The 26,695-nt window shown below is 72.1% G+C and carries 25 protein-coding genes and 2 pseudogenes; 13 read left to right on the forward strand and 14 right to left on the reverse strand.

The genetic code is table 11. The annotated features are described in order from the left end of the window. Positions 1 to 202 (forward strand): annotated as a pseudogene (locus ACIPYQ_RS17580) (ABC transporter ATP-binding protein); the annotation flags it as partial. A 232-nt stretch (positions 203 to 434) separates the two neighbouring features. Next, on the forward strand, positions 435 to 995 hold the full coding sequence (locus ACIPYQ_RS17585) for a hypothetical protein (RefSeq protein WP_388613510.1): 561 nt from the start codon (positions 435 to 437) through the stop codon (positions 993 to 995). Between the two features lie 140 nt (positions 996 to 1,135). On the opposite strand, the gene ACIPYQ_RS17590 is transcribed toward ACIPYQ_RS17585, so the two are convergent. The 3 genes from ACIPYQ_RS17590 to ACIPYQ_RS17600 all read right to left on the reverse strand — a co-directional run bounded on the left by ACIPYQ_RS17590 (position 1,136) and on the right by ACIPYQ_RS17600 (position 4,005). After that, positions 1,136 to 2,323 (reverse strand): SDR family NAD(P)-dependent oxidoreductase, encoded by a 1,188-nt coding sequence (locus tag ACIPYQ_RS17590; RefSeq protein WP_401251879.1) that lies wholly within the window; start codon positions 2,321 to 2,323, stop codon positions 1,136 to 1,138. After that, positions 2,304 to 3,326: a hypothetical protein gene (locus ACIPYQ_RS17595; RefSeq protein ID WP_401251882.1), complete on the reverse strand. Its 1,023-nt coding sequence runs from the start codon at positions 3,324 to 3,326 to the stop codon at positions 2,304 to 2,306. The genes ACIPYQ_RS17590 and ACIPYQ_RS17595 overlap by 20 nt, the downstream gene beginning before the upstream one ends. Before the next feature lie 61 nt (positions 3,327 to 3,387). Further along, positions 3,388 to 4,005: a nucleotidyltransferase domain-containing protein gene (locus tag ACIPYQ_RS17600; RefSeq protein WP_401251885.1), complete on the reverse strand. Its 618-nt coding sequence runs from the start codon at positions 4,003 to 4,005 to the stop codon at positions 3,388 to 3,390. On the opposite strand from ACIPYQ_RS17600, the gene ACIPYQ_RS17605 reads away from it, so the two are divergent. Beyond that, entirely contained in the window at positions 3,974 to 5,437 is a 1,464-nt protein-coding gene (locus ACIPYQ_RS17605; protein ID WP_401251888.1) for a quinone oxidoreductase family protein, read from the forward strand. The genes ACIPYQ_RS17600 and ACIPYQ_RS17605 overlap by 32 nt on opposite strands. Positions 5,438 to 5,665: 228 nt before the next feature. On the opposite strand, the gene ACIPYQ_RS17610 is transcribed toward ACIPYQ_RS17605, so the two are convergent. Further along, positions 5,666 to 6,328 carry a response regulator transcription factor gene (locus ACIPYQ_RS17610; RefSeq protein WP_030832911.1) on the reverse strand — a complete coding sequence of 221 codons (663 nt, stop codon included), beginning with the start codon at positions 6,326 to 6,328 and terminating at the stop codon, positions 5,666 to 5,668. Then, complete coding sequence (locus tag ACIPYQ_RS17615; protein ID WP_401251892.1) at positions 6,303 to 7,475, reverse strand: sensor histidine kinase; 1,173 nt, start codon at positions 7,473 to 7,475, stop codon at positions 6,303 to 6,305. Before ACIPYQ_RS17615 ends, ACIPYQ_RS17610 begins: the two co-directional genes overlap by 26 nt. 175 nt (positions 7,476 to 7,650) lie before the next feature. Here ACIPYQ_RS17615 and ACIPYQ_RS17620 point away from each other — a divergent pair, with 175 nt between their 5' ends. Then, positions 7,651 to 9,921, forward strand: a complete 2,271-nt coding sequence (locus ACIPYQ_RS17620) for an MMPL family transporter (protein ID WP_401251894.1) — start codon at positions 7,651 to 7,653, stop codon at positions 9,919 to 9,921. A gap of 228 nt (positions 9,922 to 10,149) precedes the next feature. Here ACIPYQ_RS17620 and ACIPYQ_RS17625 read toward each other — a convergent pair. The 3 genes and pseudogenes from ACIPYQ_RS17625 to ACIPYQ_RS17635 all read right to left on the reverse strand — a co-directional run. Then, positions 10,150 to 10,953, reverse strand: a pseudogene (locus ACIPYQ_RS17625) (methyltransferase); the annotation flags it as partial. Between the two features lie 174 nt (positions 10,954 to 11,127). After that, positions 11,128 to 11,622, reverse strand: a complete 495-nt coding sequence (locus ACIPYQ_RS17630; RefSeq protein ID WP_401251896.1) for a hypothetical protein — start codon at positions 11,620 to 11,622, stop codon at positions 11,128 to 11,130. A 228-nt stretch (positions 11,623 to 11,850) separates the two neighbouring features. Then, positions 11,851 to 12,798 (reverse strand): LysR family transcriptional regulator, encoded by a 948-nt coding sequence (locus ACIPYQ_RS17635; protein WP_401251899.1) that lies wholly within the window; start codon positions 12,796 to 12,798, stop codon positions 11,851 to 11,853. Between the two features lie 71 nt (positions 12,799 to 12,869). Between ACIPYQ_RS17635 and ACIPYQ_RS17640 the strand changes: the two genes are divergently transcribed. Both ACIPYQ_RS17640 and ACIPYQ_RS17645 read left to right on the forward strand, forming a co-directional pair. Further along, the gene (locus tag ACIPYQ_RS17640; RefSeq protein WP_401251901.1) at positions 12,870 to 13,523 is read left to right on the forward strand and encodes a maleylpyruvate isomerase family mycothiol-dependent enzyme; all 654 of its coding nucleotides are present in this window, start codon (positions 12,870 to 12,872) and stop codon (positions 13,521 to 13,523) included. Positions 13,524 to 13,531: 8 nt separating this feature from the next. Continuing rightward, the gene (locus ACIPYQ_RS17645; protein WP_401251904.1) at positions 13,532 to 14,008 is read left to right on the forward strand and encodes an anthrone oxygenase family protein; all 477 of its coding nucleotides are present in this window, start codon (positions 13,532 to 13,534) and stop codon (positions 14,006 to 14,008) included. A gap of 34 nt (positions 14,009 to 14,042) precedes the next feature. Here ACIPYQ_RS17645 and ACIPYQ_RS17650 read toward each other — a convergent pair whose 3' ends face one another. Continuing rightward, positions 14,043 to 15,248, reverse strand: coding sequence for an NAD(P)/FAD-dependent oxidoreductase (locus ACIPYQ_RS17650; protein ID WP_401251907.1), 1,206 nt, complete (start codon positions 15,246 to 15,248; stop codon positions 14,043 to 14,045). A gap of 138 nt (positions 15,249 to 15,386) precedes the next feature. Beyond that, positions 15,387 to 16,010 carry a TetR/AcrR family transcriptional regulator gene (locus tag ACIPYQ_RS17655; RefSeq protein WP_401251910.1) on the reverse strand — a complete coding sequence of 208 codons (624 nt, stop codon included), beginning with the start codon at positions 16,008 to 16,010 and terminating at the stop codon, positions 15,387 to 15,389. Positions 16,011 to 16,136: 126 nt separating this feature from the next. On the opposite strand from ACIPYQ_RS17655, the gene ACIPYQ_RS17660 reads away from it, so the two are divergent. Together ACIPYQ_RS17660 and ACIPYQ_RS17665 are read left to right on the forward strand one after the other, a co-directional pair. Next, positions 16,137 to 17,075, forward strand: coding sequence for an alpha/beta fold hydrolase (locus ACIPYQ_RS17660; protein WP_361752196.1), 939 nt, complete (start codon positions 16,137 to 16,139; stop codon positions 17,073 to 17,075). Positions 17,076 to 17,249: 174 nt separating this feature from the next. After that, positions 17,250 to 18,008: a VOC family protein gene (locus ACIPYQ_RS17665; RefSeq protein WP_401251913.1), complete on the forward strand. Its 759-nt coding sequence runs from the start codon at positions 17,250 to 17,252 to the stop codon at positions 18,006 to 18,008. Positions 18,009 to 18,041: 33 nt separating this feature from the next. On the opposite strand, the gene ACIPYQ_RS17670 is transcribed toward ACIPYQ_RS17665, so the two are convergent. Continuing rightward, positions 18,042 to 18,935, reverse strand: a complete 894-nt coding sequence (locus ACIPYQ_RS17670) for a YhjD/YihY/BrkB family envelope integrity protein (protein WP_401251915.1) — start codon at positions 18,933 to 18,935, stop codon at positions 18,042 to 18,044. Positions 18,936 to 19,101: 166 nt separating this feature from the next. Between ACIPYQ_RS17670 and ACIPYQ_RS17675 the strand changes: the two genes are divergently transcribed. Beyond that, positions 19,102 to 20,358: a DUF2254 family protein gene (locus tag ACIPYQ_RS17675; protein WP_401251918.1), complete on the forward strand. Its 1,257-nt coding sequence runs from the start codon at positions 19,102 to 19,104 to the stop codon at positions 20,356 to 20,358. Beyond that, positions 20,355 to 20,960, forward strand: a complete 606-nt coding sequence (locus ACIPYQ_RS17680) for a potassium channel family protein (protein WP_401251921.1) — start codon at positions 20,355 to 20,357, stop codon at positions 20,958 to 20,960. The genes ACIPYQ_RS17675 and ACIPYQ_RS17680 overlap by 4 nt, the downstream gene beginning before the upstream one ends. Positions 20,961 to 21,017: 57 nt before the next feature. Here ACIPYQ_RS17680 and ACIPYQ_RS17685 read toward each other — a convergent pair whose 3' ends face one another. The 3 genes from ACIPYQ_RS17685 to ACIPYQ_RS17695 all read right to left on the reverse strand — a co-directional run bounded on the left by ACIPYQ_RS17685 (position 21,018) and on the right by ACIPYQ_RS17695 (position 23,263). After that, positions 21,018 to 21,443: a hypothetical protein gene (locus ACIPYQ_RS17685; RefSeq protein WP_401251924.1), complete on the reverse strand. Its 426-nt coding sequence runs from the start codon at positions 21,441 to 21,443 to the stop codon at positions 21,018 to 21,020. Positions 21,444 to 21,579: 136 nt separating this feature from the next. Further along, entirely contained in the window at positions 21,580 to 22,950 is a 1,371-nt protein-coding gene (locus ACIPYQ_RS17690) for an FAD-binding oxidoreductase (protein ID WP_361752184.1), read from the reverse strand. Between the two features lie 67 nt (positions 22,951 to 23,017). Beyond that, the gene (locus tag ACIPYQ_RS17695) at positions 23,018 to 23,263 is read right to left on the reverse strand and encodes a hypothetical protein (protein ID WP_401251927.1); all 246 of its coding nucleotides are present in this window, start codon (positions 23,261 to 23,263) and stop codon (positions 23,018 to 23,020) included. Positions 23,264 to 23,471: 208 nt separating this feature from the next. On the opposite strand from ACIPYQ_RS17695, the gene ACIPYQ_RS17700 reads away from it, so the two are divergent. From ACIPYQ_RS17700 to ACIPYQ_RS17710, 3 genes are all read left to right on the forward strand, one after another. Then, positions 23,472 to 24,212, forward strand: coding sequence for a PP2C family protein-serine/threonine phosphatase (locus ACIPYQ_RS17700; protein ID WP_401251929.1), 741 nt, complete (start codon positions 23,472 to 23,474; stop codon positions 24,210 to 24,212). A 346-nt stretch (positions 24,213 to 24,558) separates the two neighbouring features. Then, on the forward strand, positions 24,559 to 24,762 hold the full coding sequence (locus ACIPYQ_RS17705; RefSeq protein ID WP_030011983.1) for a cold-shock protein: 204 nt from the start codon (positions 24,559 to 24,561) through the stop codon (positions 24,760 to 24,762). A 366-nt stretch (positions 24,763 to 25,128) separates the two neighbouring features. After that, positions 25,129 to 26,664 carry a DEAD/DEAH box helicase gene (locus tag ACIPYQ_RS17710; protein WP_401251932.1) on the forward strand — a complete coding sequence of 512 codons (1,536 nt, stop codon included), beginning with the start codon at positions 25,129 to 25,131 and terminating at the stop codon, positions 26,662 to 26,664. Positions 26,665 to 26,695 lie beyond the last annotated feature (31 nt).

Here is a 26,695-nt window from a genome sequence, read left to right on the forward strand (position 1 = left end):
GTACGACCTGGTCACCACCTTGGCCGGGGAGGGGATCGCGGTCCTGCTGGTCTCCCCGAGTCCGGCGCAGGCGATCCGCTGCGCCGACCGTCTCACGGTGCTCACCTCGGGGCGGGCGGTCCTGCGCTCGGACGGCGACCAGGCACGTGCCGACCCCACGGCGCTGAACGCCGCGCTCGAACTGACCCCGGCGAAGGGCTGAGACGCCGGACGGGGCCAGGGTGCCCGCGCACACGTGAGGGGCGGGGGGCCGCGGGCGGGCCCGCCCCCCCCCGCGCCTGCACCGCCGGACACGGTCTGTTCAGCCGCCCATGGTTCCGGTCCTGGAGCCCTGCCCCCAACTGGGGCCGTGGAAGTCGTGTAAGTCGGCGGGCCACGGGAACGATCAGGGCTTCCGAACGGCCTCTCCGCTCTCCTACGTTCAAGGACCGCCGATGCTTCCCGAGTTCCGCTCCCGCGCATCCGCCCCCCTTTCCCACCAGCTGGAACAGCGACTGGGACTGGACCCACGCCTCGAAGCGGGCCGAATCGACGTCGAGCGCGTCGCCGACATCGCCGTCGTCGCATCCGCCCACTCCGATGGGTACGCGGCCACCGCGCACCTCCTCGGACTGCTGGCCGCGCTCCCCGCTCCCACCGAGGCCGGAGAACGCTTCTGGTCGGACCTGTGGAGGACCTCAGGCTCCCTCTACCTGCTGCCCGCCAACATCAAGACGTTCGTACTGAGTTCGCTGGCCGGAGAAGGCACCGGTCTGGCCGGTCAGATCCTCTCGGCTGTCGACGAGATGACCCCGCCCCAGCGCGTCGCAGCCGGAGAGGTGATCGGCCAGGCGCTCGCCGAATCCGACCACCTCCCCGACCTCAAGACGCAGGTCATCGGCGAGCTGTGGCTCCGGGATCTCGAACTCACCGCCTGGCGGGTCCTGCACGCGGACCACAAATCAGCTGATCCGGCTGAGCGGAAAGCCTTCCTCGACGCATGGAGGCGTGCCTGAGCACCAGGTTTCCCCTCGACACAGCACGGCCGTAGACGGGCCATCGACGAGCGCCGCCGCTGCTGTTCGGGTCCAACGGCACCCGGAGAACCGGTGAGGGGAGGAAGGCGAGACACCGCCCTCCCCTCACCCGCCGATCGTCAGGCGCCCTTCGCCTGCCTCTTCACCGCTCCCTTGACGCGGGCAGCGCGTACCCGGGCGTCGATGCCCCCGGCGACCTCCTGCTGGCGTTCGTCGTCGGAGTGCTGGTAGATCATCGCGGCCTTCTCCGAGGACTGGCCGGCGCGGACCATCGTGTCCTTGAGGGTCGCGCCGGACTGGGTGGAGAGGGTGTGGCCGGTGTGGCGCAGGTCGTAGAAGCGGAAGCCCTTCGACAGTCCGACCTTCGCGCGGGCCTTGGCCCACTTGCGGCCGAAGGACGTGCGCCGGAACGGCGCCCCCTTCTCCCCCACGAACAGCAGCCCGTCGGGCTCCTTCTCCGCGAACCAGTCCAGGTGCCGCTTGACCTCCATGGAGAGGAAGGCCGGCAGGTGGACGGTGCGGACGCCCGCCGCCGACTTGGTGTCGCCTTCGACGCGGCGGCCGGTGTTCAGTTCCGGGGCGGCCTCGGTGATCCGTACGGCGAGGGGGGCGAGGGTGACCGAGGTCCGGCGCAGGGCCGCCTGCTCCTCCGGGCGCACCGGGCCGTAGGCGCAGAAGTAGACCATCAGCCGCCAGCGCGGGCCCATGGCTTCGGCGAGGGCGTCGACCTGGGCGACGGTCGCGGTCGAGCGCTCCTTGGCCTGCTCGCTTCCCGCGCCTCTGATGCGGCACGGGTTGCGGCGGATCAGCTCGTCGTCGGTCGCCGTCTCCATGATGGCCTTCAGCAGCCGGTAGGACTTGGCGACGGTCGTGGCGACGGTGGCGGCCAGGCGCTCGGCCCGCCAGGTCCGCACGGTCGGCGGGGTGATCTCGTCCAGGTCGAGGTCACCGAAGCCGGGCAAGACGTGCAGGCGCCAGGGGACGCGGGGGTAGGAGTCGGCGTTGTTCACGAGGATGTCGATGGGGCCGATTTCGGCGCGGACGAGGTCGACCATGGTCTGGACGGCGCCGGGGTCGGTGAGGTCGGCGTTCGCCGCGATTCCGGGGCTGCCGTCTCGCTCGAAGGCGGCGAGGAGGGCGTGGGCGTCGTGGTCCTGGCCGAGGTGGTTGACCGCGACGGTCGCGCCGGCGGCGGCGAGCGCGCGTCCGATCTCGGCGCCGATGCCGGTGGCCCCGCCGGTGACGAGGGCAGTGCTGCCTTGGAGAGGGCGGGCCTGGAGGGGGGCCTCAAGCAGGGGCAGGGACATGGCTGCTCCGTTCACCGGGGTGGGGGTGAGGGGCCTGTGTGGTGGTGAAGAACGTGTCGAGGCTCGTGAGCGGGTCCTGGCTTTCGGCGAGCTTGATCAGCACGAGCAGGAGGTCGTGGCCGGTCAGCCGGGCTGCCGGAATGACGCCGAGGACGCGCAGGGCGAGGAAGGCGTGGATCTCCTCCAGGGCGGTGCCACCCTCACCCCGGAGACCGTCCAAGGCCCGGGTGATGGCCGCTCCGCGGCCGGGGCCGGTGTTCCAGGAGTACCGGACATCGATGTGCCGGCTGCTCTCGTGGAGCTCCAGGTGTTCGATGCGGGGGCGGGTCCGTGGCGGGAGGGCGAGGCGGAGGGTGCGGGCGTACACGTCGGGCTGGTAGCGGGGGACGAGCCAGCCACCCAGGGCCATCAAGTACCAGAACAGGTTGGCGGCTTCGCCCACGGCGGTGTTGCGGCCGGCGAACTCGAAGTCCAGCCAGCACAGCGGATCGGCGATGTTGGGCTCCGTGGGGTCGCCCTGTGTCAGACCGGCCAGCCAGCGGCGGTCGGGGGCCAGGGAGTGCCGGAGGCCGTCGATGATGTCGGCGACGTTGAGCGTCAGCTGCCTGCCGTTGGCGGTGAGGGTGAAGTCGGCCAGCTCCCGGAGGGTGAGGGTCGTGCCGGTGTGGGGCAGGGCGATGGGCAGGTCACGGCGCAGGTACCAGCGGTCCAGCCGGCCACCGGGGCGGATCCGGTCGAGGTAGAGGTCCGGAACGCAGTCGGCGAGCACCACTCGCTTCCCGTTCTCCTCGGCCGCCGCCCGCAGATCGGCGCAGACGCCGTCCACGAGGCGGTCCAGGCGAGGCTGCGCGGCCGGGTCGCGGTCGGCAAGGGCGATCACGTCGCCCATCAGCAGCTCACACCGGCCGGTGGCGAGGACGTCCTCGTAGGCGAGGAGCTGCCGGTCCAGTAACGCTGCCCGTGAAGGTCCGGAACCGCGATACGCGGGGCGAGCTGCATCCACCCCCTCGTCTCGGCTTCTGCCTGCTCGCGAGTCGCCACCGGCTTGTGGAAGGTGCCCGCAGTCACCGCTTCTCCCCGGGAAGGGTGTCCAGCCAGCTCTGGAGAACGAGGGTCGCGAGCGCTTTGGCGGCGGGGCGCTCGGTGCGGGCGGTGGTGACCGCGCTGGTGTCCTGCCGCTTGGCGTCGAGGAGGACGGTGAGGGCGTCGCCGTCGGAGGGGCACTCGATCCCGCTGAAGCGGAGCTGGATCTTCGCGAGCAGCGCGGTGACCTTGTAGAGGCCGCGGAGGTCAGGCGCTCCCTTGAGCAGCTGGCGGCGGATCTCTATAGCGGCCTGGATGCCGTCGCGCAGGCTCACGTCGATATCGGTGGCGGCGTCCGGGGCCGGCAGGGCCATGCCGGGGGCCGACCACAGCGGGACCAGCGCCCCGCTGCCGATGAGAGCGAGGACGTGGAGGAGCCGGGAGGTCACGGCTCCTGCCCGGCACTCGGCTCGAGTCAGCACGGTGATGCCGAGTTTGACCCCGCCGAGTTCGGCCTCCAGCTCCGCGAGGACCTGGCGGATCCCGTCGAGAGAAGAGGCGTCGGCGACGACAAACACATCGAGGTCGCTCCAGCCGTGCTGGTACTTGCCGCGGGCGCCGCTACCAGTGACGGCCAGCAGCGCGTATCCGCGGTTCAAGCGGCTGGTCAGTGCGCATGAGCTGCATCTGTTCTTCGCGCCGACGCGGGAGGAGGCGGCGCGGGCGGCGGAGCGGATGGACGCGGATGGAGATCAGCTGGCCCTGCTGCTGGCGTTGAAGTCGTACCAGCGGATCGGCCGGTTCCCGAGGCCGGAGGAGTATCCGGAGGCGGTGGTCGATTTCGTGCGCCGCGCGGTGGAGCTGCCGGAGGACACGCCGGTTATGGCGGATGGCCGTACGGCGGTGCGGAAGCGGCGGGTGGTGCATTCGTCGACCCTTGACGGCCTCGGTCTCCTGTCCCAGACCCGGGTTCAAAGCAGGCGTCTCAGCTCTCGGCGGGGGCGGCGGACTGGTCTGCTTGCCGGGAATCGGATCGCCATCAACGGGGTTGGTGGGGGAAGAGCCGTTAATTGGAGGGCCATGCGAGCGATTCAGGTGTACGAAGTGGGCGGTCCCGAGGTGCTGCAGGAGGCCGAGGTGGACCAGCCGCGGCCGGGTCCGGGCGAGGCGATCGTGGAGGTCGCCGCATCCGGGGTCAACTTCCTCGACGTCTACCACCGCGAAGGCCGGTACAGCCTCCCGCTGCCCTTCACCCCGGGTACTGAGGGCGCCGGCACGGTCGTCGAAGTTGGACCCGGCGTCGCTGACGTCGCAGTCGGGGACCGGGTCGGTTGGGTGGAGATTCCCGGCACGTATGCCGAGCGGGCCGTCGTGGACTCCTCCCGGCTGGTGCCGCTGCCCGACGACATCGGCTTCGAGACAGCCGCCGCCGTGCTCCTCCAAGGCATGACCGCGCACTATCTCGTCAAGGACGCCTACCCGGTTCAGGGGGGCGACACGGTGCTCGTGCATGCGGCTGCTGGTGGCATGGGGCTGCTTTTGACCCAGCTCATCACCCATCTCGGCGGCAGGGTGATCGGCACGACGTCGACCACGGCGAAGGCCGAGCTGGCGAAGCGTGCCGGGGCCGCTGAGGTGATCCTTTCCTCCGCAGTCGACGATCTCGCAGCCGAGGTGAGGCGGCTCAACGGCGGTCAGGGACTGCCGGTTGTCTTCGACGGCGTCGGCGCGCACACCTTCGATGCGAGCCTCGCCAGCCTGCGCCCTCGCGGCCATCTCGTGCTCTTCGGCGCGGCAAGTGGTGCCGTGCCGCCGTTTGATCCGATGCGGCTCGCCCACGGCGGTTCGCTGACCCTGATCCGGCCCAGCCTCGGGCACTTCATCGCCGATCGGTCCGAACTGCTCCGACGGGCCGCCGATGTGTTCGAGTGGGTGCGCTCCAAGGCGCTTGAGGTCACCGTAACGGGCCGCTACGCATTGTCCGAGGCCGCCCAGGCCCACAGCGATCTGGAGGCTCGGCGTACCACCGGCAAGCTGCTCGTCGTACCCGATGCGGCCGCTATTGGACGCCGCGAGGAGACGCAAAGCTGATCGCGGGTGACGAGGTCGGGCACTCAGCAGGCCAAGATCAAGTTCTGGCGGGTTTCTGGCGTATCTGGGTCACACCCCTTCAAGATCCCTCAGCCGAGACCTGGCTCACCCGTCCACAACCTCCCGGGACAGAACAGCTAGGGCGGGTGAGGCACGTAGAGCCGACGTGAGCCGACCGGTGCACTGATGTCCGGGCGGGGACTCATGGGACATGGCCCGGCACCCGGCTCAGGTTCCGGGGAGGATACGGCGCGTTTCGTAGGCCCACATCGCGATCTCGACCCGGTTGCGGGCGCCGAGTTTGGCCATCAGGCTGGCCAGATGCGTCTTCACCGTGCTGAGGCTGATGTGCAGTGCATCGGCGATCTCGGTGTTGGTCAGCCCGCGGGCGACGGCGAGGAGCACCTGCTCCTCGCGGGCGGTGACGGGGGAGACCGGCTGGGCCACGGGCCGGCCGGCGGGCAGGTCCGCGAATGCCTGGAGCAGACGGACGGTGACGCTGGGCGCAATGAGCGCCTCACCGCCGGACGCCGACCGTACGGCCTGCGCCAGAAGGTCCGGTCCCGTGTCCTTGAGGAGGAATCCGCGGGCGCCGGCACGCAGCGCGCCGTAGACGTACTCGTCGAGGTCGAACGTGGTGATGACGACCACGGCCAGCGGGTCGGCGACGCCCGGGCCGGCGACCAGCCGGGTGGCCTCGAGCCCGTCGAGTACGGGCATGCGGATGTCGAACAGGCAGACGTCGGGGCGTAGTTCGCGGGCCAGACGTACGGCTTCCCGCCCGTCGGCGGCCTCGCCGACCACCTCGATGCCGGGCTGGGCGTTCAGCATGATCCGCAACCCGGTGCGAATGATCGTCTGGTCGTCAGCGACGAGGACGCGAATGGACACCGCTCTCGCTCCTCGCTCTCGGCAGTTCGGCGTCGACATGCCAGCCCCGGTCGGTACCCGGGCCGGCTCGTAGTGTGCCGCCGAGCAGCGTCGCACGCTCGCGCAATCCGGTAAGTCCGTATCCGTCGCGACCCCGGCCGGTGCGCCGGCCGTTGTCGCGCACGCTCACCCGCACCATGTGCCGTTCCGCGGCGACCCGGACGACGAGCTCGGTCGCGTCGACCGCATGGCGCAGCACGTTGGTCACCGACTCCTGCACGATCCGGTAGACGGCCGCGTCCACGGCCGGGGGCAGGGCGTCCAGCTCGCCGTCGAGCCCCAGGTCGACCCTGAGGCGACCACCCGGGGTGCGCACCAGGCGCTCCAGATCCGCGACTCCGGCAGGGGGCGCCAGCTCGGCGCCGACCCCGCGGTCGCGCAGCGTGGCGACCATGGCGCGCATTTCCTCCAGCGTGCGCGCCCCTTCCTCCTCGACCCCCTCCAGCGCCTCCACGGCGGCGGACGGGTCGGTGCCCGCGAGCACCCGGCCCGCCTGGGCGATGATCACCATCGCCGACACGTGGTGGGCCACCGTGTCGTGCAGTTCCCGGGCGAGCTGCTCGCGCTCGCGGGAGCGCACCTGCTCCAACTGCCGCTCGCGAGCGGTCACCCGGAACCGCACGGCAGCCCCGACCACGCCGGGCAGCAGCAGGAAGACCAAGCCCACGAGGTTTTCGACGACAGGGGTCTCGTCCGTGACGGAACACAGCGCGCCGGCCGCGAGGATCACCGCGCCGCCCAGCACGATCTCGCGTCCCGATCCCCACCGGGGCAGCGCGTACACCAGCACGAGCACGACCGCGCCGGTGTACAGGCCGACGGGCTCGCGCGGTGCGGCGACGAGCGAGGCCACCTGAAGCAGGATCACCGAGCCGAACGCCAGCGTCACCATCGCCAGCGGGCGGGTCCGGCGCCACAGTGGCAGCAGGCACAGCCATACGGCGAACACCACCGCCACCGGCCGCCACACGACGTTCTCACGCAGGGTGGCCTCCAGCGCCACGGCGGCAAGGCCCGCGGCGAGCAGCGCCCAGTCCCGCCGCACCCGGGCGGGCGCGTCGGGCGGCCGGGGTTCGGTCCACAGGGTTCGCAGGTCGTCTCGGAGCACGGTTCTCAGCCTAGGGACCGCGGCGTTCCGCGCATCGGCCGAAAGGACGGGTCGTCACTCCGCCCTGGGGCCGACGGATCCGCGGCCCGCGGGCCGATGCCGCGGAGCGCCGTGGCGACGAGCCTCGGCATCGGCGGCCGTACAAGGACGGCCGCCGAGGTGGTTGGAGGACCCGATGCTCTCGAAAGCCCTGTTGCACCTGGGCGCAAGCGCCGCCCGCCATCCCTGGCGGGTGATCGCGGCATGGCTGATCGCCGCCGCGCTTGCCGTCCTCGCCGCGATCGCCTTCGGCGGGCGGACCGCGGACTCGATGACCGCTCCGGGGCTGGACTCCCAGCGGGCCGCGGAACTGATCGAGCGGGCCGGCACCGGCCAGGAGGGGATGACCGCCCAAGTGGTCGTCACCCCCCTCGACGGCGCTGCGACGTTCTTCGACGACGACGGCGCGCGCACCGCTCTCACGCGGCTGCAGACCGAGGTGAAGCGGCTGCCGCACGTGCTCGGCACGAGCGACCCGGCGGGGGCGCTCGAAGCGGGCGGGGACACCGCCGTGCGCGGCGGCCTCGTCTCGGCCGACGGGCGGATCGCGGTCGTCCGGGTGCAGTACCCCGACCAGAGCCGACTGTCGGCCGAAGACCTCGACGCCCTCGTCGAACTCGGCGACCGGCTGCGCCCCGAGCTGGCGCTGCGCATCGAGATGGGCGGGAACCTCTTCTACGCGTTCTCCGACCCCGACGGCGGCGTGAGCGAGCTGATCGGCCTCCTCGCCGCGGCCGCGATCCTGTTCCTGGCGTTCGGTTCGCTCGTCGCCGCCGCGCTGCCGATCGGCATGGCGGTCTTCGGGCTGACCATCGGAGTTGCCACGATGACGGTACTGGCGGGGGTGACGGACGTCCCGACCTTCGCCCCCGTCCTGGGCAGCATGGTCGGACTCGGAGTGGGCATCGACTACGCGCTGTTCGTGCTCGCCAGGCACCGGGAGTACCTCGCGCGCGGGCTCGATCCCGACGAGGCGGCGGGGCGAGCGGTGGCCACGGCGGGGAGGCCCGTGGTCTTCGCCGGCGGCGTCGTCGTCGTATCGATCCTCGGCCTGGCGGTCGCGAACGTGCCGTTCATGACGGTGGGCGGGCTCGCCGTCTCGATCGTCGTCCTGACGATGGTGCTCGCGTCGGTGACGCTGCTGCCGGCCTTCCTCGGCGCCGCCGGCCCACGCCTGGCCCGGGCCGGCCGGATCGGCCGGGCTCTGCAGACCGGGAAGCCGGGCCGACTCGCACGGCGGCGGGACACGGCGGCGGGCGCCGCTCCCGCCGCCGGGTGGCGTCGCTGGATCGGGCACGTCAGCCGGCACCCGGTGCTGTACGCGATCGGCGCGGCGGGGCTGCTGCTGACCGCGACGCTGCCCGTGCTCGGCCTGCGCGTCGGCCTGCCCGACGACGGCTCACTGCCCCACAGCCGTACCGAGCGCCGGGCCTACGACCTCGTCGCCGAGGGGTTCGGCCCGGGCACCAACGGTCCCCTCGTCATCGCCGCGGACCCCGCCGGTGATCCGGGAGTGCTGGACCGACTCGTCGGGGCGGTCGCGGCGGATCCGGGCATCGCAGCCGCCGCGCCAACGCACATCGATCGGGCCACCGGCATCGCGACCCTCGTGGTGTTCCCGACCACCAGCCCTCAGGACAAGGCCACGGCCGACACCATCGCCCGGCTGCGCACCGACGTGCTGCCCACGGCGATCGGGCACGGCCCGGCCAGGGCCCACATCGGCGGCGCCGCCGCGAGCCTGTCCGATGTGGGCCAACGCACCAGCCAACGCCTGCCGGTGCTCGTCGCCGCCGTGCTGGCGATGTCGTTCCTGCTGCTGATGCTGGTCTTCCGCTCGATACTCGTACCGCTCAAGGCGGTACTGCTGAACCTGCTGAGCATCGGCGCGTCCTACGGCATCATGGTCGCGGTCTTCCAGTGGGGCTGGGGAGGCGCACTCATCGGGCTGGAAGCGACGGTTCCGATCGTGTCGTTCATCCCGATGTTCCTCTTCGCCATCCTGTTCGGCCTGTCGATGGACTACGAGGTGTTCCTCCTCTCCCGCGTACGCGAGGAGTACCTGCGCACCGGCGACAACGGCACGGCGATCGTCGAGGGCATCTCGGGCACCGCCCGGATCATCACCTCGGCCGCCCTCATCATGGTGGCGGTCTTCCTGTCCTTCGCCGTCGCCGAGGACCCCTCCACCAAAATGTTCGGGCTCGGCCTGGCCACCGCGATCTTCATCGACGCCACGGTCGTACGCATGGTGCTGGTACCGGCGACCATGACACTCCTCGGCCGGACCAACTGGTGGCTGCCGAAGTGGCTGGACCGGATGCTTCCCCGCGGCCCGGTCGGCACCGACGACACCGACGCGGAATCCCCGGGTGAGGCCCCGCGTCCACGGCTGGTTGACCGTTGACTCAACTCTGCCCGCTTCTCCGGGATGACCGCCTCGATACGGCGTTTGCGCAGGTGGGCGCGGATCCGCGGGACGAGTACGCCTTGTCCCCGGCGACCGCGTCCGGCCGGATGCGGGGTCGGCCGACGGGCCCGCGTACCCGTACCTTCTTCAGGAGGTTCTTCCAGCACGGGAGAGACGCCGGCGTCACGCCGCTGCCGGAAGCGGTTGTGGACGGTCGATCAGGCGCCAGGGCGGGTTGCAGACGATCAGGTGGGCGCGGCCCGCCGGGAACAGGTCGGCGTGCCGAACGGCGATCCTGTGGGCCAGGCCGAGGCGGGCGGCGTTGTCACGGGCGCACTCGACGGCGCGGGCGTCCTGGTCGGTGGCGACGATGTGGCGCAGGCCGCGCCGGGCGAGGACGGCGGACAGTACGCCCGTACCCGTGCCGATGTCGAAGGCCGTGTATCCCGCGGGGAGTTCGGCTTCGGCCACCAGGTCCAGGTACTCGCCCCGGACCGGGGAGAAGACCCCGTAGTGCGGGTGGATCCGATCGCCGCCGAGCGCCGGGATCACCACGCCCTTCCGCCGCCACTCGTAGGCGCCGATCACGCCCAGCAGCTCACGCAGCGAGCCCGCGCCCTGACCCGCGAACGGGCCGTAGACCTGGGCGCAGGCCTCCTGCACCAGGGGGGCGCGGCGCAGGGGGATCGCCCAGCCGGCCTCGTACGGGACGAGCAGCATGCCCAGCAGTCGTGCGCGGCGGGCCCGTCCGCTGCGGTGCAGCCGGTAGGCGTCAGCCGGTGTCGGGGCAGCGGGCGCGTGCCCGCGGTCGAGGCGACGGCCCAGGGCGATGAGGAGCCGGCGTGCGGACGGGTAGTCGCCGCGCCAGAGCAGTGCGGTGCCCTCGCAGATCAGCCGGTACGCCTCGGCCGTGCCGGTGGTGTCGTCGGCGGTGACGATGCGCCGGGGCGGCGGGGCTCCATTGGCCGAGTACCAGCGGGTCGGCACCGCCGCTTCGGTCCCCGCCACCGATTCCATGACCTGTGCCATCACCGGACATCAACTCCCTCGAGGGTCGATCCTCGGTGCCCTGGAGCGCTCCGGCCGTTCCGTACGGAATATTTCGCGGCATTTTGACGCGCCGCAAACGCGGCCCTTACCCCCGGCTCCGGAGCAGACCGCCTCACGATCCGGTGGGGTGGTGCGCCAACCGGTCGTGCGGGGTCACTCGGTGATGGTGAACGGCGTGTCCGCGCGCCGGTTGCTGTCCAGTCCCTTGGCCTCGACGGACCGCTGCTGGTCGTCCACGCCCTCCGCGGGAACCTTGATCTCCGCGACGAAGCCGCCGTCGGCCGAAGCCGTGACGTCCCGGAGCTGCCACTCCTTGCCGTAGCTGCCGTTGAAGACGAGGCGTACCCGCTCGCCCGCCGCGAAGCCCGAGCCGGTGAGGGTGACCACCGAGCCGTGGGAACCGCTGTCCGGGCTCGCTTCGATGCGGGCGTTCTTCGACACCTTCGGTGCCGGGCTCTGGACCGGCAGGGACTGGACCGGCTTCGAACCCACCGGGGAGGGGGTGGGCGAGGCGGAGGGCGGCGCGGCGGACGTGACGGCGACGGGGCCCGGCTGCGCCGCGGGCTTGCCGTCGTTGCCGCTCATCGCCACGGCGGCGATGACCGCGGCCGCGATGGTGGCGGCGGCCGTGATCAGCGCGCCGATCACGGGGCCCCGGTTCGGCCCGTGGCCCGGCACCGGTACCGGGCTCGGCGCCTGGGCCGGGGGCGGCGGAAACGAGGGGCGAGGCGCGTGGGCCGGGTGCGGGGGCGGGGGTACGGAGCCGGGCGAGGGACCCGGGCCGCCGAGTTCGGACACCGCACAACCTCCAGGGACAGCGATCTGATCGGACCCGGCCACCCTATAGACGGTGATCAGCAGTCAGCTCGCCGATATTCAAAGGCAGTTGCCTCCTGCTGGTCCGTCGGGGACGGGAGGGATGAGCCCCGTACGGAGCCGGTCCAGGAGGGCGGTGGCCGCGGGGCCGGAGGGGCCGGTCGTCCGCCAGGCCAGGGCGACCCGGCCGCGCAGGCGCGGCTCGGTGATCTCCAGCGCCCGCAGGCCGAAGGCCGGAGCCGCACCGGCGTCGGGGGCCGGAACCACCGCCACGCCCAGACCGCGGGCCGCGAGCTGCGCGAGGAACGGCGGAGCGGCTGCCTCGAAGGCGATGCGGGGCTGGAACCCGGCCTGCGCGCACGCCCGGTCGAGCACCCCGCGCAGCCCCGTGCCGCGTGGCAGGCTGATCAGCGGACGGTCGCGGAGCTCGGCCAGCGCGATGCTCGTGCGGTCCGGGGACGTGAGGGCGGGGTCGTCCGGGGCGACGGCCGCGAACAGGGGTTGGTCGACCAGGACTTGGACGGAAATCCCGGGCGGGGCCTCCTCGTCCGCGAGTCCGATCACGGCGACGTCGAGTTCGCCCCGGTGCAGCGCGGCGAGCATCCGCTCCGAGGTGTCCTCGGTCAGGGCGATCTCCACGTGGGGGTGGTCCTTGTGGAAGCCGGCCAGGACGGCCGGCAGGTCGAACGCGTCGGCTGCCGCGGCCGCGCCCGACACGTGTCCGAGGGTGACGTGTCCGCGCAGCAGTCCGGTGAACTCGTCCGCGGTCTGCCGTACCGCCTCGACGGCGGCGAGCGCGGCCCGCGCGTACGGCAGTACTGCCTCGCCCACCTCGGTCAGGGTCACCGATCGGCCGGACCGGTCGAGGAGCGGATGCCCGAGTTCCTTCTCGAGCCGGCGGACCTGGGCGCTCAATCCCGGCTGTGCGAGGTGCAGACGGGCGGCGGCGCGGGTGAAGTTGGCTTCCTCCGCGACCGTGACGAAGTACCGCAGCTGCCGGATGTCCATAACGGATCATGCTAGTTCCGAGACGTGCAAACTCTTGGACTTATGGCAGGCCGGCCGAGAGCCTTGGAGCCATGGGGAACACGACGGAACGCACGCCGGCAGCGGACGTCAAGGCCGCGATCGCGGCCGAACGCCGGGAGCTGGCCGCCATGTTGGACGGCCTGTCGGCCGAGGAGTGGGACGCGCCGACCCTGTGCGGGGGGTGGCGGGTACGGGAGGTCGCGGCCCACATGACGCTGGGGTTCCGGTACTCGCTCGCCAGGACGGCGGGGGAACTGATCAGGGCGCGGGGCAGCCTCCACCGGATGACCGACCGGTGCGCGCGCAAGGACGCGGCCGCCCATTCGACGCGTGAGCTGACCGCCTTCCTCGGGGACAACGCGGATCATCCCTGGAAGCCGCCGGTCGGCGGGATCGAGGCGGCGTTGGGCCACGATGTGATCCACGGCCTGGACATCACGGTCGCGCTGGGCCTCGGCCGGCGGGTGCCCGAGGAGCGCGTGCGCATCCTCCTGGGAGCCGTCAACGCCAGGACCGTCACGTTCTTCGGAGCCGACCTGAGCGGCGTCGAACTCCGCGCCGACGACCTCGACTGGTCCTTCGGTACGGGAACGCCGCTGTCCGGCGCCGCACAGGACCTCCTCCTGCTCGCCTACGGCCGGCGGCTCCCTCCGGGGCACCTCCGCGGCGACCTGGGCGACCGCTTCCTCATGGCGCAGACGTGACGGCGGCCATGCGCATCCGTCTGCTCCTGGGACTCGCCCTGCTCGCCACCGGCCTCCTCGCCGGAGCGTTCGGCTACGGCGCGGCCAACCTCGTCCCCACCTTCAACGCCGTACCGCTCGACATGCGACTGACGTTCCACGCCGAGCTGATGAAGATGAACGGCATCACCATGCAAGCCGCCATGGCCGTCTCGACCCTCAGCTCCCTCACCCTCGCCACCCTCACACACGGCCGCGCCCGCCTCATCGCAGCCACGGCAGCCCTCCTCACCCTCGCCTCCTTCCTCATCACCCGACTCGGCAACGTGCCCATCAACGGCCGGATCAAGCAATGGGCACTCACCACACCACCGGCCGACCACGCGGAGATCCTGCAGCGCTGGGAACTCTTCAACAACCTCCGCACCTTCACCGCCCTCACCGCATTCGCCCTCCTGATCACCCTCGCCCTGACGCGACCGCCGACCGGCCCGAAGCAGCCGTAGACCGCCCCGGGCCGGAAAGACGGCGGACGCCCGGCTAGGCCGCCCGGGCGGGGGTGGGCCGGGGCTGGGCTCGCTTGGCCTCCAGCCGCTGGGCGCGGCCGGGGCCGCCTGCGATCCGGTGGAGGCGGTAACCGCCGGGCTTCTGCGCCTCTCCGGCCAGGTGCTTGACGACGCCCTTGCACACGGCCTCCTTGAGCTTCGCGCCCAGGCGGCCGTCGATGTTGAACCACACCGCCACGTCCGACCGGTTGCCGAACTGGAAGATGCCGTCCGCCCGGCCCAGGCTGATGCACTGGGCGCCGAACGACTGGTTGAGGGTCTCGGGCTGCTCGCCCGCGATCCGGCTGAGCACCGTGTCGGCGGCCCGCGCGCCCATGGGCATCGCGGTCTGGCAGCTCATCCGCAGCGGCAGGTCCGACGGAGCCGCCGAGTCCCCGGCCGCGATGATGCGTACGTCGTCCACGCTGGTCAGCGTCTCGTCCGTGAGCAGACGTCCCTCGGCATCGGTGGCCAGCCCACTGCGCACGGCCAGGTCCGGGACCGCGAAGCCGGCGGTCCAGACGGTCACCTCGCTCCGGACCTCGCGGCCGTCGGCGAGCCGTACGGCGTCGCGCGTCACGGCCGTCGCCTTCGCGCCCGGGCCGTCGAGCACGGTCACCCCGAGCCCGGCCAGGCGCCGGGCGACCGAGCGCCGGCCCCGCGGGTGCAGGTAGGGGCCGAGTACGCCGCCGCAGACCAGGGTCACGGCGCGGCCCTGCCCGGCCAGTTCCGCGGCGGTCTCGATGCCGGTCGGACCGGCTCCGACCACCGTCACCGCGGCCGACGCGGGAGCGTCGTCGAGGACCGCCCGCAGCCGCTCCGCCTCCTCGAAGGTGCCGATCGGGTGGGCGAACTCCGAGGCGCCCGGCACGCGCGGGTCGGCGCTGCCGCTGCCCACCGCGTAGACCAGGTAGTCGTAGCCGACCGTCCCGCCCGACGCCAGCGCCACGCGGCGCCCGGCCGCGTCGATCCGCGCCGCGGTGTCGACCACCAGCCGCACGCCGTCGGCCAGGACCTCCCGGTAGTCGACGACCGCGCCGTCGGTCCCGCCCACCAGCTGGTGCAGGCGGATCCGGTGGACGAAGGTCGCCCGCGGGTTGATGAGCGTCACGCGCACGTCGCCGCGCCGCGTCAGGCGGTTGGCCGCCATCACGCCCGCGTAACCGCCACCGATGACGACGACGTCGAAGTTCTCGGCCATGGTGTCTCCTCCGCTTCTTGGGGCTTCGGCATCAAGACACCGGCCGCTCGACAGCTGTGACAGCATGTGAGGCAGATCACTTCACGTCACCACACGGGCCACGACCCCCTGACACCGCGGTGATCTTCCGGCCCGTGTTCACGGGCACGCCGGGCTCGCGGCAGGGGTGAAGATCCGGTCCAGGTGGTGGTGGAGTACCGCGAGGGCGGAATCCGGGCCCCGCTGGCCCACCAGGATGCTGGTGCCCATGGTCGCCGTCATCGCGAGCAGGCTGATCGCCTCCGTGCGCGCGTCGATGCCGGTATCGGCCAGACCCGACGCCTTGGCCTGTTCGAGCAGGCCGGTCAGGGCGTTCTCGGCGGCGTCCGGGTTGGCGATGAAGGGCTGGACGGCCAGCGCCTCGTCGGTCACGGACAGGATCGAGTAGGAGCTGTAGAGGAGGTGGAAGGTGCGGCTCTCCGCGTCGGTCGGCAGGGAGGCCAGCAGCAGCGCCTCGATCGTCGCGCGCGGGCCCGGGTCCGGGCCGGCGGCGGCCAGGCGGGCGCCGACCCGCGCGGTGAAGCGGTCGGTCAGGTGCTGGAGTCCGTAGAAGAGCAGTTTCTCCTTGGTCTCGAAGTAGTACTGCACGAGGCGGAGGGACACCCCGGCCTCGGCGGCCACGTCCCGCATGCCGACCGCATGCAGCCCTCGCCGCCCCGCGACCTGGATGAGCGCCTCGGCGATCTGGGCGCGCCGCTCCTCGTGGTCCACGCGCTTCGGCATCTGCCGGTGTCTCCGCCCCGTCGGTCGAATTCGTGGTCCGGGCTCCCCGGACGCCTTCATGGTACCGCCGTATCATGATCGTGGTACGGTCGTATCACGAAGAACGATTCTTCCTGGAGGTGCCCCGTGCCCGAGAACACGACCCGTGTGCGCCGTGACGTCGGCCGCTACGTGAACGACGAGCTGCGCGACCGCTACTTCGCCGCGAGCGACGCCGTCTACGCCATGGGTGCGCCCGCCCGCTCCGAGACGGACGTCGAGACCAGCTTCGGCACCACGCACGTCTACCGCTACGGCCCCACGGACCCGGCGGCCGAGTCCCGCACGCCGGTCGTCCTGATCCACGGCGCCGGCTACTGCTCCGCCATGTGGTACCCCAACACCCCCGCGCTCAGCGCCGAACGCCCCGTGTACGCGCTCGACACCCCCGGCGACGCCGGCCGCAGCGTCCACCGCGAGCCCATGTGGCAGCCGGAGCGGGCCGCCCAGTGGCTCGACGAGGCCCTCGACGGCCTCGGCCTCGACCGGGTCCACCTCGTCGGCTCCTCGTACGGCGGCTGGCTGGTCCTGAACATGGCGCACCGCCGGCCCGCCCGGCTCGCGTCGGTCACCGCCCTCGACCCCGGCGGCCTTGAGAAGGTGGGCCTGCGCTTCTTCGCCTGGGTCTTCGTCAGCCTCTTCGCCACCTTCGCCCCCAAGGCGCTGCGCCCGCGCCTCGCCGCCTGGCTGGAGCAGCCCGTCATCGCCGTTCCCGAGCTAAGGACGTGGATCCACGCGGGCGCCCGGGCCTTCCGGATCCGCCGCCCGGCACCGCTGCCCCTCGCCGAGGACGCGCTGCGCTCCCTCCGGACCCCGCTCTACCTGATCATGGGCAAGCGCAGCCTCCTCGTGCACCCGCAGCGGCAGCTGGAGCGCGTACCGCGGCTGGTCCCCGGGGCTCGCGCCGAGATCATCGCCGCGACGGGCCACGGACCGCAGATCGACCACCCCGACGTGGTCAACGCCCGGATGCTGAGCTTCATGGAGGACGTCGACTCCCTCGACCCGGCCGAGGCGCAGCGCTAGACCCCGAGGACACCGGGCAGGCCGGGGTCCGTCCGGGTGCCCGTCCGCCGTGTCGCCCCGGGGGCGGCGGGAGACGGGACGAGGATGTAGCCCGAGGCACCAGCGCGGATGGGGTGGACGGCCGTGTCGACATCGAGTCATGAAACGTTCGGCGCGCCCTGCTGGGTCAGTCTGATGGCCCGCGACCCCGGCGCGTCGCAGGCGTTCTACGGTGCCGTCCTCGGCTGGCAGTTCGGATCGGCCCGGCTCGGCGAGGGCTTCACCGTCGGCTTCAGCGACGGGGTCCCGGTGGCCGGCATCGGCGCCCTGCCCCCGGCGGTGAGGGCGCCCGTCGCCTGGACCCCGTACTTCGCCGTGGACGACGCCGACGTCACGGCCTCACGCATCCTCGAACGCAGCGGAACCGTCGCCGTCGGGCCCCTGGCCTTCGGCACCGGACGGGCGGCGCTCGCCTCCGACCGCGACGGGGCGGTCTTCGGGATCTGGCAGGGGGAGGCCATCCCCGACTGGGACATGGGCGGGGAAGCCGCTCCGGCCTGGCTCGAACTGCGCACCCGGGACGCCTTCGACGCCGCCATCTTCTACGGCGAGGTCCTGGAGTGGGCCTGCGGGCAGACCGGCTGCTGCGAGGTCGCCTACGTGGAGGAGGACAACCGCATCCAGCTCCGCCACGCGGGCCGGACGGTGGCCCGGCTGAACGGCGGAACCCTCGCGCAGGCCCCCGACCCGCACCTGCGGCCCCACTGGCACGTCCACTTCCGGGTGCCCGACGTCGAGACCGCGGTGAAGGCGGCCACCGGGCTGGGCGGCAGCACGGTCCCCGCGACCGACGCCGTGACCGGGTCCGGGCTCTTCCCCCACGAGATCACGCTGCGCGACCCCGACGGCGCCCTGTTCGGCATCGTCGGCCCGGCCGGCCGCGGCCGCGCCTGACCGGTCGGGCCCGACGACCGGGCGTCGGTCCGGTCAGCGCCCGGCGGCCCCGTCTCCCCCGGAGGCCCCGGAGGCCCCGGCGTCGCGGTCCGGCAGCGGGGTACCGAGCCAGCGGGCCGGCAGGGGCTCGCGGGCCACCACGTACCCGACGGCGATGGCGAGCGTGAGGACGATGAACAGCACGATCAGCCAGGACATCAGGGCGAAGACCGACCCGAGGCTGCCGAACTGCCGCATGCTGCGCTCCACGGCGTGCGGCATGTAGATCCTCGACACCACGGACAGCAGTTGCTCCCCCGCCCCGGCCAGCACCGCGCCGGGCAGCAGCGGCAGCCACGGGATCCGGGCGCCGAGCAGCAGGTGCTGGGTCCACCACCACAGCAGCGTGCCGCTGACCACCGCGAGCAGGAAGCCGCCGACCGGGCCGGCGCCGAAGGCGCTCTGGACCGGCCCCTGGAAGATCAGGGCGCTCAGCCAGACCAGGAGCCAGGCCAGCCACCGCCAGGCCGCGAGCCGGGCCTTGGCCTTGGGCAGGTGCCAGGAGCGCTCACACGTCATCTGCAGGGCGCGGCTGCAGGCGGTGGCCGACACCAGGGTCACCACGACGCCCACCGCGCCGGTGCTCGCGGTGGCGGTGGAATCGGTGGCGGAGTACACCTGCCGCACCTGGTCCAGGGCGGCGTTCTGGAGCCCGAGCGTGGCCCGGATGGACGTGACCAGCTCCTGCTGGAGCCAGTCGGGTGCGAGGGCGCCGATGACGAAGAGGGCCGGCACCGCGCCGAGGAAGGCCTGCGCGGCCAGCCTGAACGCGCAGTCCAGGATCTTGACGCTGGCGAGCTGTTCGAGGAGCCGGGTCAGCAGGGGCGTGTGCTTGCGCATCCAGGGGGGCAGGCGGAGCCGGCGCGCGGTGACCTCCGGATCGGACACGGTGCACTCCTCACGGGGACGGTTGCCGACGTCGGTGACCACCCTTCCACGAGAAAACACCGAACAGCGCATATCCGGCATTTCGCCGCCCGGCCCCGTCACTCCCGTGATTGCATCCCTCCCGTAACCCGCAACACGTGACCGTGACCGCGAGGGGGCGAGCCGCATGTTCCAACCGCCGACGCGCGCGATGCGCCGGGACCTGACCCAGCTGATCTGCGCGCTCGGCGGCCTGGCGCTCGGACTGGTGGCCCCCATGGCCGACGTGAAACCGCTGGTGGAGGCCGCGCGCGTGGCGACGATGCTCTTCACCGTGGGCTTCGGCGTCATCAGCCTGGTGAGCATCATCTACTCGATGCTGTTCCTGGTCGTGCAGTTCTCCGCCAGCACGTTCACACCGCGCCTCGCGTTCTTCCGCGACGAACCGATCGTCTGGCGCGCCTTCGCCTTCGCCGTCGGGGTCTTCGTCTTCTGCGTCGTCTCGGGGCTCGCCATCGGCGCCCGCGACCAGGTCTCGGCCCTGCTCCCCTGCGTGGCCATGATCCTCACGCTGGTCGCCCTCGCCCTGATGAGGTCGCTGCAGACGAAGGCGTTCGACTCGATCCAGCTCGCCCACTCGCTCACCGCGATCGCCACCCGCGCGCACCGGTCGTACGACGGCCTGTACGTGCGGCCGTACGATCCCGGCCGCGCGGCCGCGGCGCCCCCGGCCCCGCCCCCGCCCCCGGGGGCCGGACTGGCGGAGACCGGACCGGCGGAGACCGGACCGGCCGGGACCGGAACCCGCTCCACCGTGCGCTGGTCCGGGCCGGCGACCGTGATCCAGCAGATCGACGTACCCGCCCTGGTGGCGGTGGCCCAGCGGCACGACTGCACGATCGACTTCCGCGTCACCCCCGGCCGGACCCTCTCGCGGGGCATGGCCCTGGCCGAGGTGACGGGCGCCGAACTGCCCGAGGAGGTCCTGCGCGAGACCGTGGTCACCGGTGTGGAACGCACCTTCGACCAGGATCCCGAACTGCCGTTCAGGCTCCTGGCCGACATCGCGCTGCGCGCGCTCTCCCCCGCCGTCAACGACCCGGCGACGGCGGTGGAGAGCATGGACCGCCTGGAGGACCTGCTCACCCGGCTCGCCGACCGGGAGCTGGACTTCGGCCGGTTCCCCGACGGGACGGGCCGGGTGCGGGTGACGGTCCCCGTCCCCGACTGGGAGCAGTACGTACGGACGGCCTGCGACGACATCGCCGTCGCCGCCGAGGCCTCCCCGATGGCCCTGCGCCGGCTGCGCGACCTCCTCGGCCGGCTGCTGGAACGGATCCCCGAGGCCCGGCGGCCCGTCGTACGGGAGCGGCTCGCATGGGCCGAGCGCACGGGCAGCGCCGCGTACCCGCTCATCTGGACGCCGCGCGAGGAGTACGCATGAGCGACGAGCACCGGGGCACCGGCCACGACCCCCTGAGCGCCACGGACGCCACCGCGACCGCGACGCCCCGGGAACGCCGGCGCGTCCTGCTGGGCTGCGTGCTCCGCTCGGCGGCCTCGATCGTCCTGATCACGGCGCTGTACTACCTGGCGCCCCTGGACGGGGAGATCGTCCTGCGCACGCTCGTGTCGCTCGTGCTGGGCCTGGGCCTCTTCGGCTGGCTGGTGGTCAGGCAGGTCACCGCCGTCGCCCGTGCGCAGTTCCCCCGGCTGCGCGCCATGGAGGCGCTGGCCACCGCCGTACCGCTGTTCCTGGTGATCTTCTCCGTGACGTACTTCCTGCTCGCCAAGGAAGTGCCGGGCACGTTCACGGAGTCGCTGAACCGGACGGACGCCATGTACTTCACGGTCACGGTGTTCGCGACCGTGGGCTTCGGGGACATCACACCCGTCACGGAGACCGGCCGCGTGCTGACCACCCTGCAGATGGTCGCCGACCTGCTCCTGGTGGGCGTGATCGCGAAGGCGCTCTTCGGCGCGGTCGAGATCGGGATCCGCCGGCGCGGGGCGGGGCCCGCCACTGCGGACGACGACGGCGCGTGAGCGCACGGCGAGGGACCCCGGCCGGGGAGCCGGCCGGGATCCCGCTCGTTCAGCCCGTCAGCACCGGAGCCCCTTGGCGGCCGCCGTCGCGGCCTCGTCCAGCTTCTCGATCTGCGGCTGCAGCTGGGTGCGGGCGTCCTTGCCGGTGGTGTCGCCCGGCAGGTCCTCGTAGCCCTTCTTGAGGTCCTCGGCCGCGGACTGGACCGCCTCCCGCTCCGCGTCCTTCATCTTGGTGAGGTTCTCCTTGACCCCGTTCCAGTCCTCCTGGACGGCGTCGTACGCCTCCTGGACCTGGTCCTTGGTCGCGGTGGCCGGGTTCAGGGCCTTCAGCTTGGCGTTGTCGGCCTTCAGCGCGGTCAGATCGGTGCAGAGGTCGGCCGCGGCCTGGGTGGCCTCCTCCTCGGGCGAGGGGTCGTCGGAGCAGGCGGAGAGACCGAAAACCGCGCTGACGCAGAGCACACCGATCACCGGGAAACGCTTCATGGGGGCCTTCCTCAGTCAGACAAACCGGATGTACGGGATCTTCCGGTACACCTGACAAAATATGCAGATCCCCTGACATTCCGCATCCGCATGACTCCCGGCCGCTGCCACCCCCGCTGCCACCGCCGCCGTGCCGCTACGGCTTGATGTTCTGGTTCAGGTGGAACAGGTTCCCCGGGTCGTAGGTCCGCTTGACCTCGGCCAGCCGGTCGTAGTTCCCCTTGTAGTTGGCCCGGATGCGGTCCTGGTCGTCCTCGGCCATGAAGTTGATGTAGCCGCCCTCCTCCGAGTGCGGGGCGGTGGCCTCGTAGTAGTCGCGGACCCAGGCGATGTTGGCCTCGTTGCCGACGGGGTCGGGCCACATGCCGGCGATGACGGTGGCGAACGAGGCGTCGCGGTAGGCGTAGGCCGTGGCGTCCGGGGCGACGCGGTGGCAGGCGCCGTTGACCGGGTAGATGTGGACCGTCGAGTTCACGGCGGGCAGGCCGGGGGCGTGCCGCAGGTGCGCCGCGATCGCCTCGTCGGTCAGCTCGGTCACGAAGTTGGCCTTCCAGTAGTGCTGGAGGCCGGGCGGTACGAGGGCGTCGAAGGCGCTGTTGAGCGCCGGGTACGGCATGGGGCCCACGTGCTCGGCAACCACCGGCGCGAAGTCGTGGAAGGCCTGCAGGGCACGCGGACCCTCGTCGAGCGGCCCGGACCAGCACGCCACGATCAGCGCGAACGTGTCGCCGTGCCGGTCCTCCGGGATGAACGGGAGCGGCGGGGCGATCTGGAAGGCCGGGAACCCGCCCAGCTCCTCCGGGGCGTCGGCGATGTGATCGGCGAAGGAACGCAGCACGGTGGCGGCGTCCTCCAGCTCGAAGAGCATCGGCCCGCCGTAGATGTCCTTGACCGGGCCGAGCCGGTACTCGAAGGAGGTCACCGCGCCGAAGTTGCCGCTGCCGCCGCGCAGCGCCCAGAAGAGGTCGGCGTTCTCCTCCTCGCTCGCCACGAGCAGCCGGCCGTCCGCGGTCACCACATCGGCCGAGATCAGGTTGTCGCAGCTCAGGCCCATTCCGCGGCACAGGTAGCCGATGCCGCCGCCGAGGGTGAGCCCGCCGATCCCGGTGGTCGAGATGATCCCGCCGGTGGTGGCCAGCCCGTACGCGTACGTCGCCGCGTTGAAGTCGCCCCAGGTCGCGCCGCCCTCCGCGCGCGCCGTCCGGCGCGCCGCGTCCACGCGGACCCCGCGCATCCCGGACAGGTCGGCGACCACACCGTCGTCGCAGGTGCCGAAGCCGGGCACGCTGTGCCCGCCGCCGCGCACCGCCAGGTCGAGCTCGTTCTCACGGGCGAAGTCGACCGTGGCCATGACGTCGCCCGCGTTGGCGCAGCGCACGACGGCGGCCGGCCTGCGGTCGATCATGGCGTTGTGGACCGTGCGTGCCTCGTCGTAGGCCGCGTCGTCGGGCGTGACGACCGCCCCGCGGACCCGTTCGCGCAACTGGTCGATCGAGAGCTTGCCCATGGCCATCGCTCCTCGTACCTGGTGGCTTGAAGCTGGTCCCGTAGCCGGTCCGCAGAACCGGTCCGCGCTACGGCTGGAGGTGGCTGAAGCCCACCTCGAAGTGTTCGACGGAGACGATCCGCTGGCCCTCCCGCTGCGCCGTCTCCTCACGGATGCGGGCGGCCTGCTCCTCGCTGTCCCGCATGGTCCGCTCGTCCTCCCACAAGGTCAGCGACTTGGCCACGCCCGTGGCCCGGTCGACGAGGTAGTAGACGCCCCGGAAGCCGGGAACGTCCTCGACCTGCCGGACGACCGCTTCCGAACTCGCGGTCACGTCTCCCCCCTCGGGGACCGGCGATCCCTGGTAGGTGCTCAGCCTCGCGAACATCTCCAGTCCTTCCTGACCGGGCCGCCGGTCGGCGAACAGGCGGCTCCAGGACCAGGGTGCTCCGACGGGACCCGGCCCGCATGCCGGGACGGCGCGACAATGGGTGGTGAGGTCCACGTCCGCCGTTGCCGTTGCGGAGAGGCGGGTCATCGACGTGCCCTACATAGCTGTGACCGCCCTGAGTCATGTCGGGCTGGTGCGCGAACGCAACGAGGACAGCCTCGTCGTCGGCCCGTGGACGCTGTGCGGGACCGTGACCCAGAACCCCCAGACCCTGCTGTTCCCCTTCGGCAGACCGCTCGTCGTCGCCGTCGCCGACGGGCTCGGCGGCCAGCCGGCCGGCGAAGTGGCCAGCGAGCTGGTCGTACGCCACCTCTCCTCGCTCGGTCCCGAACTGGACGGCGAGGACGCCCTCGGCGACGCGCTGCGCCGCTGCAACCACGCCGTGCACTCGGCCACCGACGGACGGCCGGACCTGACCTCCATGGGGACCACGATCGCCGGGGCCCTCGTCCTGTCCGAGTCGCTGGTGGTGTTCAACGTCGGCGACAGCAAGGTGTTCCGCGCGGCGCCGGACGGCCTGCACCAGGTCAGCGTGGACGACAGCCCGCCACCCGCCCCCGGGCACCGCACCACGTCGGCCGTGACCCAGACCCTCGGCGGCAGCCGCGGCTACCACTCGATCGCGCCCCACATGGCGGCGTTCGAGCTGACCGAAGGGGACCGCTACCTGGTGTGCAGCGACGGGCTGACCGACCCGGTGCCCGACGAGGAGATCGAGGACCTGCTGCGGGTGCACGACGACGGCAGGGCCGCCTTCGAGCTGTGGCGGGCCGCCATCGACGCCGGCGGCCCCGACAACATCACGCTCGCACTGGTCCGCATCAGCGCGTAGGACCCGCCACCGCATGACCTGTGTCACATCGTGCGCCGCTCAGGCCAGGGAGGAACGCGTTTATAGGATTTTCAGGCATGGATTTCTGTTCCTGCGGGTGCGGAATTTCGACAGACCTGCTACGGGAAAAATTTACGCCCCCGATGGCACCCCCCGTGCTACTGTGATGTCAGTTGCAGTTGTGGTTCCCAAAAACTTACAAGTGCTCTCACCTGATTTTCGGTGGGCGCACTTTTTATTTCCGGCGCATGCAGTTCAGATTTGCACATTCCGGTCGGGGCAATCATCGCGGCGACGCCGGGCTCGCACAGTGCGATCCCGGGCACTGCCCCAAAGGAGAATTCATATGGCATCTGGCACCGTGAAGTGGTTCAACGCGGAAAAGGGCTTCGGCTTCATCGAGCAGGAGGGCGGCGGCGCTGACGTCTTCGCCCACTACTCGAACATCGCCTCTTCTGGCTTCCGTGAGCTTCAGGAAGGCCAGAAGGTTACCTTCGACGTCACGCAGGGCCAGAAGGGCCCGCAGGCCGAGAACATCGTTCCCGCCTGACGCTGACGCGTACACGCAGCTGAGGCCCGCACCTTGGGGTGCGGGCCTCGGCGCGTTGCTTTTTCCCCGCTCACGCCCTGTCGGTCCCCGACGGCCCACTGAGCGGCGGGTGACGGCGCTCGGCGCCGGCCCGCCTCATGTCCGGCCGGGCGGCAGTGTCTCCCCCGACGCACCGCCCCGCCTCCGCCCCGCACACCGTCCGCCGTATCCCGGCTCTCCGACGCACGGCGCGGCACCCTCTCCACGACGAACCGGCCCGCCTTTCCCGGCGCGGCACGGCCCCGTCCCGTCTTTTCTTCGGCACGTTCTCGCGAATCCCCCTGCCCGGGAATTCCTCGATACGCGCCGCATCGAGGAAGGTTCTGCATGAACCGCACCACTCGCTCGAACGACCGCACCTCCCGCGCCCCCCGCAAGGGCGGCTCCGCGGGCTTCGGCGGCTCCGGCGGCTCCGGCCGCGGCAGCCGTTTCGGCTCCTCCGCGCCCAGCCGCTCCGGTGGCTCCGGAAACTCCGGATACGGCGGCTCCGGCCGCTCCGGCTACGGTGGCGGCAGCCGCCGCCCCGCTGCCCTCCAGGGCGAATTCGCCCTCCCCGAGACCATCACTCCGGCGCTCCCCGCCGTCGAGTCCTTCGCCGACCTCGACATGCCCGGGCAGCTGCTGGCCGCGCTCGGCACCGAGGGCGTGAGCGTGCCGTTCCCGATCCAGGCCGCGACCCTGCCGAACTCCCTCGCGGGCCGTGACGTCCTCGGCCGCGGGCGCACCGGCTCCGGCAAGACCCTCGCCTTCGGCCTCGCCCTGCTGGCCCGCACGGCCGGACAGCGCGCCGAGTCCCGGCAGCCGCTGGCCCTGGTCCTCGTCCCCACGCGCGAGCTGGCACAGCAGGTCACGGACGCCCTCGCCCCCTACGCCCGCGCCATGAAGCTGCGTACGGCCACCGTCGTGGGCGGCATGCCCATCGGGCGGCAGGCGAGCGCCCTGCGCGGCGGCGCCGAGGTCGTCGTGGCGACGCCCGGACGGCTCAAGGACCTCATCGACCGCGGCGACTGCCGGCTGAACCAGGTCGCGATCACCGTCCTGGACGAAGCCGACCAGATGGCCGACATGGGCTTCATGCCGCAGGTCACCGCCCTGCTCGACCAGGTGCGCCCCGAGGGCCAGCGGATGCTGTTCTCCGCCACCCTCGACCGCAACGTCGACCGGCTGGTGCGCCGCTACCTGACCGACCCCGTCGTGCACTCCGTCGACCCCTCGGCCGGCGCGGTCACCACGATGGAGCACCACGTGCTGCACGTGCACGGCACCGACAAGCACGCGACGACCACCGAGATCGCGGCGCGCGAAGGCCGGGTGATCATGTTCCTGGACACCAAGCACGCCGTCGACCAGCTCACCAGCCACCTGCTGAACAGCGGCGTACGGGCCGCGGCCCTGCACGGCGGGAAGTCCCAGCCCCAGCGCACCCGGACCCTGGCCCAGTTCAAGACCGGGCACGTGACGGTGCTGGTGGCGACCAACGTCGCGGCGCGCGGCATCCACGTCGACAACCTCGACCTCGTCGTGAACGTGGACCCGCCCACCGACCCCAAGGACTACCTGCACCGCGGCGGCCGCACCGCCCGCGCCGGCGAGTCCGGCAGCGTCGTCACCCTGGTCACGCCGAACCAGCGCCGTGAGATGACCCGTCTGATGGCGGCGGCGGGCATCGTCCCGCAGACCACCCAGGTCCGTTCGGGCGAGGAGGCGCTGAGCCGCATCACCGGCGCCCAGGCCCCCTCCGGCATCCCGGTCACCATCACCGCGCCGCAGGCGGAGCGGACCGGGCGCAGCCCGCGTTCCTCCCGCGGACGGCGCAGCCGCCCCGCCCAGGAGCGGCGCCGTTCCATGGGCATGGCCGCCTGACCCGGGCTCCGTCCCGTTCCGTACCGCCCCG

The sequence above is a fragment of the Streptomyces sp. NPDC090045 genome, from assembly GCF_044747975.1.
Taxonomy (GTDB): domain Bacteria; phylum Actinomycetota; class Actinomycetes; order Streptomycetales; family Streptomycetaceae; genus Streptomyces.

Coding starts and splice junctions, on each gene's coding strand:
- ACIPYQ_RS17655 (WP_401251910.1), bottom strand. CDS start 16,010: ATGCCGAAGCGCGTGGACCACGAGGAGCGGCGCGCCCAGATCGCCGAG.
- ACIPYQ_RS17690 (WP_361752184.1), bottom strand. CDS start 22,950: ATGGGCAAGCTCTCGATCGACCAGTTGCGCGAACGGGTCCGCGGGGCG.
- ACIPYQ_RS17585 (WP_388613510.1), top strand. CDS start 435: ATGCTTCCCGAGTTCCGCTCCCGCGCATCCGCCCCCCTTTCCCACCAG.
- ACIPYQ_RS17705 (WP_030011983.1), top strand. CDS start 24,559: ATGGCATCTGGCACCGTGAAGTGGTTCAACGCGGAAAAGGGCTTCGGC.
- ACIPYQ_RS17645 (WP_401251904.1), top strand. CDS start 13,532: ATGCGCATCCGTCTGCTCCTGGGACTCGCCCTGCTCGCCACCGGCCTC.
- ACIPYQ_RS17590 (WP_401251879.1), bottom strand. CDS start 2,323: ATGTCCCTGCCCCTGCTTGAGGCCCCCCTCCAGGCCCGCCCTCTCCAA.
- ACIPYQ_RS17635 (WP_401251899.1), bottom strand. CDS start 12,798: ATGGACATCCGGCAGCTGCGGTACTTCGTCACGGTCGCGGAGGAAGCC.
- ACIPYQ_RS17665 (WP_401251913.1), top strand. CDS start 17,250: ATGGCCCGCGACCCCGGCGCGTCGCAGGCGTTCTACGGTGCCGTCCTC.
- ACIPYQ_RS17640 (WP_401251901.1), top strand. CDS start 12,870: ATGGGGAACACGACGGAACGCACGCCGGCAGCGGACGTCAAGGCCGCG.
- ACIPYQ_RS17710 (WP_401251932.1), top strand. CDS start 25,129: ATGAACCGCACCACTCGCTCGAACGACCGCACCTCCCGCGCCCCCCGC.
- ACIPYQ_RS17675 (WP_401251918.1), top strand. CDS start 19,102: ATGTTCCAACCGCCGACGCGCGCGATGCGCCGGGACCTGACCCAGCTG.
- ACIPYQ_RS17685 (WP_401251924.1), bottom strand. CDS start 21,443: ATGAAGCGTTTCCCGGTGATCGGTGTGCTCTGCGTCAGCGCGGTTTTC.
- ACIPYQ_RS17620 (WP_401251894.1), top strand. CDS start 7,651: ATGCTCTCGAAAGCCCTGTTGCACCTGGGCGCAAGCGCCGCCCGCCAT.
- ACIPYQ_RS17650 (WP_401251907.1), bottom strand. CDS start 15,248: ATGGCCGAGAACTTCGACGTCGTCGTCATCGGTGGCGGTTACGCGGGC.
- ACIPYQ_RS17680 (WP_401251921.1), top strand. CDS start 20,355: ATGAGCGACGAGCACCGGGGCACCGGCCACGACCCCCTGAGCGCCACG.